The sequence below is a fragment of the Kitasatospora sp. NPDC024654 genome (assembly GCF_055559155.1).
This window is the reverse complement of the sequence record NZ_JBVHLF010000162.1, coordinates 1-7,521: the sequence shown is the minus strand read 5'-3', so window position 1 is coordinate 7,521 and position 7,521 is coordinate 1. Positions and strand designations below refer to the sequence as shown.

Genomic DNA, 7,521 nt, shown 5'->3' with positions numbered 1-7,521 from the left:
ATGCAGTACCGCCCCGACCTTCTCAACGGCTTCATCCGCGAGACCGGCCTGATCCTCACCTCGCCCTGACGTCACCCCGAGCCGCAAGCCTCAGTGGTGCTCGCACGGAAGAACATCATCGTGGCCGGCGGCACCAACATGGGCAAGACGACGCTGCTGCGAGCGCTCGCCTCGGAGATCCCGCCGTCCGAGCGGCTGGTGACCATCGAGGACACCTACGAGCTCGGACTGCACGAGGACGGCCTGCACCTGGACGTGGTCCCGATGCAGGCGCGCGAAGCGAACATCGAAGGCGAGGGCGCGATCGACCAGGCCGAGCTGGTCCGCTGGGGTCTGCGCATGGCACCAGACCGGGTGATCGTCGGGGAGATCCGCGGTGCCGAAGTCGTGCCGATGTGCAACGCGATGTCGCAGGGCAACGACGGCTCGCTCTCCACCATCCACGCCTCCACCTCGCGCGGGGTCTTCACCAAGCTCGCTGCCTATGCCGTCCAGGCACCGGAGCGGCTGAGCCTGGAGGCCACGAACCTGCTGGTCGCCTCCGCCGTCCACTTCGTCATCCACCTCGCCCGCGACACCGGCGGACGCCGAGCGATCTCCTCGATCCGCGAGATCGTCGGCGCCGACGGCGCACAGCTGATCTCCAACGAGGTCTACCGACCTGGCCCGGACCGGCGAGCGGTCTACGCCACCCCACTGCGCGCCGACACCGTCGCGGACCTCGAAGCGTGCGGCTTCCAGCTTCCCGTAGCGGCCGACTTCGGCGGGTGGTCCGCGTGAGCGTGCACCTGACCGTCACCACCCTGCTCGGCGCCGGCTTCGGAGCCGGCTTATGGACGGCCTACACGGGTCTTCGGCCGGGAGAGCCCGGAGAAGGGCCTGACCGGCTCACACAGTGGTGGCACCGAGTGCGCCCACCACGACCTGGGCGACGCCTTGCCGGGGTGGCGGTAGCCGCGGCCGGGGCGCTGACACTGACCGGATGGCCGGTGTCAGTGCCGCTCGCGGCCCTGGGCGCGTGGGCGCTACCCGGCCTGCTCGGACGCGACCGCAGGGGACAGGAGGCCATCGACCGGATCGAGGCCATCGCCTCCTGGACCGAGCAGCTGCGCGACACCCTGAGCGCCGCCGCCGGACTCGAACAGGCCCTCCTCGCCACCGCCACGACCGCCCCGCAGCCCATCCGGACCGAAGTCGCCGCCCTGGCAGAGCGGATCCGGCAAGGCCAACGCCTGGCGGACGCCCTGAGCCAGCTCGCGGCCGAGCTGGCCGATCCGCTCGGGGATCTCGTCGTCCTGGCCCTGCTGGGAGCCGCCGGGCGCCAGAGCGGCCGGCTCGGCGACCTACTGGCCGGACTCGCGGCCTCGGCCCGCGAGCAGGCGCAGATGCGCACGCGCACGGCGACCTCGCGGGCACGGGTCCGCACCTCGGTACGGATCGTCGTCGGCACGACCCTGGGCATGGCGGGCGGCCTGGTCCTGCTGAACCGCGACTATCTGCAGCCCTTCGACACCGCGGAGGGGCAGCTCGTCCTGCTGCTCGTCGGCGGGTTGTTCGCGGCCGCGTTCGCCTGGCTGCGCAAGATCGCGACCTTCACCGAACCCGCGCGGCTCCTCGCGGCACCCCAGACGGTGCGGGAGAACACGTGATCACCGTGCTGCTGTGCGGTGCCGGGTTCGGTGCCGGTGCCTGGACGTTCTGGCGCGGACTGCGTCCCCCACGGGCGGACCTGGCCGACGCACTCACTCCTGCGACAGCCCCGCCGCCGCGCCCTGTGGACGGTGAGGCGGGCTGGGCGGCCCGTGCCGGGGTCGCGTTCGTCCCGCTGTGGCGACGCTGCCGGCTCCCCAGCGCCAGGACGGCAGCCGACCTGCGCACCCTGGGTGTCCCGGTCGAGCGGCACCTTGCCGAGAAGACCACCGCGGCCTTGGCCGGGCTGGTGCTGCCCGTCCCGCTCGCCACGCTGATGGCCCTGGCCGGCGTGAGCATCGGGTGGACCCTGCCGGTCTGGGGCAGCCTGGTCCTCGCTGCCGCACTCTCCTTCGTCCCGGACCTGATCGTGCGACAGAAGGCGGCCGAACGACGGGCAGAAGTCCGCCACGCGCTGTCCGTCATGCTGGACCTCACTGTCGTCGCTCTGTCCGGCGGCGCCGGCGTCGAGCAGGCACTCACCGCGGCGGCCTCGGCAGGCCATGGCGTCGGCTTCACGGCGTTCCGCCGGGCCCTGCAGCAGGCCGAGCTGACCCGTAGTGCGGCGTGGGGGCCGCTGGGCGAGCTCGGCGCCCGACTGGGCGTCACGGAGCTGTCCGAACTCGCCGCCACCGCGGCTCTCGCCGGCAGCGAAGGCGCGCGGGTCAAGAACTCCCTGGCCACCAAGGCCGCCACCCTGCGCGGGCATCTCCTCGCCGAAGCGGAGTCGGACGCGGCCTCGGCCACCGAGCGCATGAGTCTGCCGGTGGTCACACTCTTCGGCGGCTTCCTCCTGTTCCTCGGCTACCCGGCCATCACCCATGCCCTCACCGGCCTCTGACCGGCACCAACACCCTTCACGCTACGGAGCACGATCATGCGCACCCATCTGACTGACAAGATCCACCAGGCCTGGAACCGCGCCCGTCGGCACTTCGCCGGCCGGGTGGCGGACATGCACTCTCACCCCGATGCCGGATACACCACCGAGACCGTGGTCATTACGGCCCTCCTGGTGCTGATGGGTATCGCGGCGCTCGGCGTTCTCGCCTCGAAGGTCGCCGACAAGGCCAACGGCCTCAACTTCTGAACCCGCCATGGTAGGTCACCTCAGCGAGGACGAGCGCGAGAATCTAAAGCGGCCGCCGGACGAGGGCGCGGCAACCCCCGAGCTGGTCATCGCCACTCCCCTGTTGCTCCTGCTCCTGATGGCGATCGTGCAGTTCGCGCTCGCCGCCCACGCCCACCACATCGCCCAGGCGACGGCGGCCCAGGCCGTGGCGGCAGCCCGCAGCCAGGACGCCGACGCGAGCACCGGACAGCGCGCCGGTGAGGACCTGCTCCGGCAGATCGACTCGGCCAGCCTCCAGCGTGCCTCCGTCAGCGTCGAGCGCTCGGCGACCACGGCTACCGCGGAGGTGCACGGCCAGGTCATCGAGGTGCTGCCCTACCTCCACCTCGACGTCACTGCCCGAGCAGCCGGCCCAGCCGAGCAGCTCACCGGTCCGACAACCGCCGGGTGACCAGCCTCAACCCGTCCGAGGAGGAATTCGGCATGGCCCTGAGCCCTGCCCCGGGGGAGAAGGACTGCGGCTCGGTTCCCGTCGAGCTGACGCTCATCACCCCGCTGCTCATCACGCTCATGCTGCTCGCGGTCGGGCTGGGCCGGCTGGCCGGTGCCCGCCTCGACGTCGAGGACGTGGCGCACCAGGCCGCACGGGCGGCCTCCCGCGCCCGCAGCCCGGGTGAGGCGAACACCTGGGGGCGGCAGATGGCGAGAGACGCCTTGTCGCGGGCGGGAGGATCATGTCCCGAGCCCGTGACCAGCGTCGACACCGGCTCCTTCCGCCCCGGCGGCCAGGTTGTGGTGACGGTCAGCTGCACGGTCGCGCTCGCCGACCTCGCCGCCGTCCCGCTGCCCGGCCATCAGACGATCACCGCCGCCTTCACCGCGCCGCTCGACACCTACATCTCGGACAGTTCATGACTTCAACCAAGCTGTCAAGTCCAGCTGGGCGGACATCCAGTGACGCAGGATCAGTAACTGCTTTCATCGTCACCGTCATCGTCGCGTTGGTCGGTCTCGTCGGTCTCGTCGCCGACGGCGGGCTCGTCCTGGCAGCCAGAGTCCAGGCCGCCGGCGAAGCCCAGGAGGCTGCCCGAGCCGGCGCTCGCCAGCTCGACCTCGACCACCTCCGCACCGACCACACCATCGACCTCGGCCCTGACGCCGCCCAGAACGCTGCCAGCGCCTACCTCGACGCCGCGGGCGCCCAGGGCCACGCCACCGCCACGTCCGAGCAGGTCACGGTCACCGTCGAACACACCCAGCGCACCCAACTCCTGAGCCTGGTCGGCATCACCTCCCTGCACGTCACCGCCACCGCAACCGCCCACCCCGCTTGGCGGGCAGCCGCACCGTGAACCACACCACCGCCCAACCTCCGCACGCTGGACGGCTCCGAGCCCTGGGCCGGGCGCTCGTGGCCGCGCTCGTCCTGGCCGCACTCCTCGTCGGGATGCCGTTCGCCCTTCTCCAGTGCGCAGCACCACTGGACCTCACCCACCTACCGACCTGGGGCGAGCTCGGCGCGGAACTCAGCAGCCCACTCTCCACGTTCACCCTCATGCGGCTGCTGGACCTGGCCGGCTGGGCGCTCTGGCTGTTGATCTGCGGACAGACGCTGTACGAGGTGCTCTGGTACGCGGCCCGCCTGCCTCAACTGCTACGCCCGGGACGAGGCGAAGCGGCAGCCTTCCAGGCACGGCGCACCCTCATCGGCGCGCTCGTCATCAGCGTCATCCTCGGTATCCTGACCCTGATGCGGCCGACGACCGGGTCAGCGGCAGCCGCCACGCTCGACCGCGCGGCAGCACGCGCCGCCGCGACGGCCCCGGCGAACCCGGCCCCGCCACCACCCACGGCCAGCGCCCGCACCATCCAGACCAGCAGCTCGACCCCGTCATGCGACGTCCGCCCCGGCGACACCCTCTGGGACCTGGCGGACCGCCACCTCGGCAACCCGCTGCGCTGGAAGGAGATCTACCAACTCAACGCTGGCCGCACCCAGACCGACGGAAGCCGCCTCACCGACCCCGACGTCATCCGTGCAGGCTGGACGCTTCTCCTCCCCGCCACCAACGCCGGAACCCCTCCCGCTCGCGCAGCGGCACCGGCTCAGGACACTCCCGTAGTCGGGACCGGTACCAACCCAACCCCGCCAGCTGTAACGCCGCCCGATCCACCCAAGCTGCTCGTTCCCAACCGGCCTGACACAGCACCAGCGACTCCTACAGGCAGACCCGCCGCAGGGCCGACCCAAGCCACCCCGCAACAGGCACCGGTGGCAACCAAGGCAACGCCGCCGGGCCTCCAACTCTCCTCCAGAGCTGGCTACCTGGCGCTCTCCGTCGGCGCCGCCTTCAGCGCCGCCGCTGTAGCACGCGCCCTCTATCGACGGCGGACCTACCAACCCGGACGCATCACACCGGCAGGGAGCCCGAGAGAACCCCGGCCGGAGGAATCCACCCTCGTCGCCGCGCTGCACCGCAGCAGCCGCCTCCACCCCGCCGGCCCACCGCCAAACCACGTGCACGACATGCCGCTCGGCACGCAAGATACCGCGCAACGCGGCCTGCTCGACCTCCTCGCACGCCACCCCCACGGCCTGCTCGCCCTCAGCGGCCCAGGCGCGGACGACGCCGCCCGAGGCCTACTTGCATCGGCCGTGGCCCATCCCATCGACCTCGAACTGATCATCCCAGACGCTCTCGCAGACCGGCTGCTCCCGAACCTCGCCGCCCAGAGGCCATGGCCCGGCTGCTCGCATGCCAGCGACACCCGACAGGCTCTGGACACTGCCGAGGAACGCCTCCTCACACGTCGCCGGGAGCGTGAGGAAGCCGCATCGACCACAGCAGAGCAGGAGCCGCGGCCGGTGGTCCTGCTGCTCGATGAAGTGGACCAGCAGGACGCCGTACGCCTGAACGTTCTGCTCGGCAGCGGCCGAAAGCACGGCTTGGCTGCCGTACAGCTGACCGACCGCCCCCTGGACGGGGCCAGGCAGCTTCAGGTCCAGGAGGGAGGCCACGCCACCTTCGCGCCGCCGCACATCGGCGCCGAGCCCCCGCTTCGGCTGTTCCACCTGAATGCGAAGGCCGCAGAGCTTCTACTCGGACTCACACCTGACCCCGCACGATCAGAATACTCGGGCAGCACAAGCGTCGAGCAGCAGGACCCAGCTGAATGGGAATCCAGTATCGACCCCGACGGCCACCCTGAAAGCGCTGCGGAACCCATAAGCGCGACAGAAGTGCCGGATATCAATGAGCGGGCACACGAGAGTCAACCCGAAGAAAATGTGGATGGCGCTGCGCTCGACCGGCTGCAGAAAAATAGCTTCTTCACGAAAGAAAAGGAAACCACCGCACCCGCAACCGCGGGTCCACCCAACAGAAGCCGTCCGGTCCAGATCCGCCTGCTCGGCCCGCTCACCGTCACGGTGCACGGCAAGACCGTCACTCGCGGTCTGGTCGGATACGCCGGTGAGCTGCTCGCCTACCTCGCGATCCATCGAGACCCGGTGATCAAGGACGCGATCCTCGAAGCCATCTGGCCCGAGCGCACACCACAGGCAGCCACCCAGGCCTTCAACACCGCCAAGACCAGCATCCGCACCGCGCTGCGCCAGGCGATGGCCGCGACTACCTCCGTCAACGGCATCCTGACCACCGGAGACCTGTCGCGCCTCAACTACGACCTCATCAGCACGGACCTTGCCGACTTCGACCGGGCGGTCCGTGTAACGACTGCGGCCGCCGACCCCGTGAGCCGCCTCGAAGCCCAGTGCCGCGTCGCCGATCTCTACACGGGCGAACTCTGCGCCGGAGCCGCCTACGAATGGGCCGAGCCCGCCCGCGAAGACCTCCGCCGGCGCGCGCTGGACGCACTGGGAGCCCTGGCCGCAGCAGCCGCCGCCGAAGATCCGGAGCGCGCGATGACGTACCTGGATCGGGGGATCGGCATTGACCGCTACAACGAGCAGCTCTACCTCCGCCTCGCCCAGCTCCAAGCCTCCCTCGGCCGACTCGACGCAGTCCGGCTCACCTCCGAGCGCCTCGTCTCCAGCCTGGCCGAGCTCGGGGAGAAGCCCTTCCCGCCGACAAGCCGGGCACTTCAGGAACTCCTCCACCCGTCCCTCGTGCCGAAGTACGCCGGCTCGGCGGCTCGACCGGCCCAACGTCCGACTACGGCGAGGACAACCCGCGCAGGTGAGCTCGACAGGTCCAAAGTTCGGCGATGAAGCTCGCTGCTGCCTGCAGACCCGGAATGTCGATGCCGACAGGACCCCGAGACAGTCGAGCATGTTGCCGCAGAACGCACTGAACACGGTTCAGCCGAGTCGGTCGTTCGGCCGCCCTCTCCGCTGACGCAGCCGATCTGAGGGTGGGTGGCCGACACCGTGTCCCATTACGGATGTCCTCTGCTCGGCCCTATAGGGGTTCCTGCTAGTGATCAGACACCCCGGCCAGCGCCATCGGTGCACGTCAGGGCACGGATAGAGGCCGATCAAGAGGCCAGACTGAATACCTGGTGGTAGGTCCCACCCGGTCTTCGTACGCGCGGAGCGGCCCGCCTGCTATCGCGCTGACTGCCTCATCACGTTTCCGGTGGCCTGTTCCCGCCGCTCGGGTTCCCGTGACCTCTCGTCAGCTGACCTGGGCGGGCGCTGCCCCCGCGAAGCGGCGGGCAAGCGCCCGCCCGGGGTCGGCCCGCCCGGGGTCGGCCCGCCCGGGGTCGGCGGAACCGCCGGCGGCGCCGACCGGAAGAGA

Annotated in this window: 8 protein-coding genes; all 8 read left to right on the top strand. The window is 70.6% G+C overall.

Annotation, left to right across the window (positions count from 1 at the left end; genetic code table 11):
• The first annotated feature begins 96 nt into the window (after nt 1–96).
• The 8 genes from ACZ38L_RS37635 to ACZ38L_RS37600 all read left to right on the top strand — a co-directional run bounded on the left by ACZ38L_RS37635 (nt 97) and on the right by ACZ38L_RS37600 (nt 6,992).
• A complete protein-coding gene (locus ACZ38L_RS37635; protein ID WP_465702287.1) occupies nt 97–780 on the top strand; it encodes a CpaF family protein in 684 nt (227 codons plus the stop codon).
• A gap of 209 nt (nt 781–989) precedes the next feature.
• Nucleotides 990–1,649 (top strand): type II secretion system F family protein, encoded by a 660-nt coding sequence (locus ACZ38L_RS37630; RefSeq protein ID WP_465702284.1) that lies wholly within the window; start codon nt 990–992, stop codon nt 1,647–1,649.
• Entirely contained in the window at nt 1,646–2,530 is an 885-nt protein-coding gene (locus tag ACZ38L_RS37625) for a type II secretion system F family protein (protein WP_465702282.1), read from the top strand. Before ACZ38L_RS37630 ends, ACZ38L_RS37625 begins: the two co-directional genes overlap by 4 nt.
• 36 nt (nt 2,531–2,566) lie before the next feature.
• Entirely contained in the window at nt 2,567–2,779 is a 213-nt protein-coding gene (locus tag ACZ38L_RS37620; protein WP_465702280.1) for a hypothetical protein, read from the top strand.
• Between the two features lie 7 nt (nt 2,780–2,786).
• Entirely contained in the window at nt 2,787–3,212 is a 426-nt protein-coding gene (locus ACZ38L_RS37615) for a TadE/TadG family type IV pilus assembly protein (protein ID WP_465702278.1), read from the top strand.
• Entirely contained in the window at nt 3,209–3,676 is a 468-nt protein-coding gene (locus ACZ38L_RS37610) for a TadE family protein (protein WP_465702276.1), read from the top strand. Before ACZ38L_RS37615 ends, ACZ38L_RS37610 begins: the two co-directional genes overlap by 4 nt.
• The gene (locus ACZ38L_RS37605) at nt 3,673–4,113 is read left to right on the top strand and encodes a pilus assembly protein TadG-related protein (protein WP_465702274.1); all 441 of its coding nucleotides are present in this window, start codon (nt 3,673–3,675) and stop codon (nt 4,111–4,113) included. Before ACZ38L_RS37610 ends, ACZ38L_RS37605 begins: the two co-directional genes overlap by 4 nt.
• The gene (locus tag ACZ38L_RS37600; RefSeq protein ID WP_465702272.1) at nt 4,110–6,992 is read left to right on the top strand and encodes a LysM peptidoglycan-binding domain-containing protein; all 2,883 of its coding nucleotides are present in this window, start codon (nt 4,110–4,112) and stop codon (nt 6,990–6,992) included. The genes ACZ38L_RS37605 and ACZ38L_RS37600 overlap by 4 nt, the downstream gene beginning before the upstream one ends.
• Nucleotides 6,993–7,521 lie beyond the last annotated feature (529 nt).

Coding starts and splice junctions, on each gene's coding strand:
- ACZ38L_RS37620 (WP_465702280.1), top strand. CDS start 2,567: ATGCGCACCCATCTGACTGACAAGATCCACCAGGCCTGGAACCGCGCC.
- ACZ38L_RS37605 (WP_465702274.1), top strand. CDS start 3,673: ATGACTTCAACCAAGCTGTCAAGTCCAGCTGGGCGGACATCCAGTGAC.
- ACZ38L_RS37615 (WP_465702278.1), top strand. CDS start 2,787: ATGGTAGGTCACCTCAGCGAGGACGAGCGCGAGAATCTAAAGCGGCCG.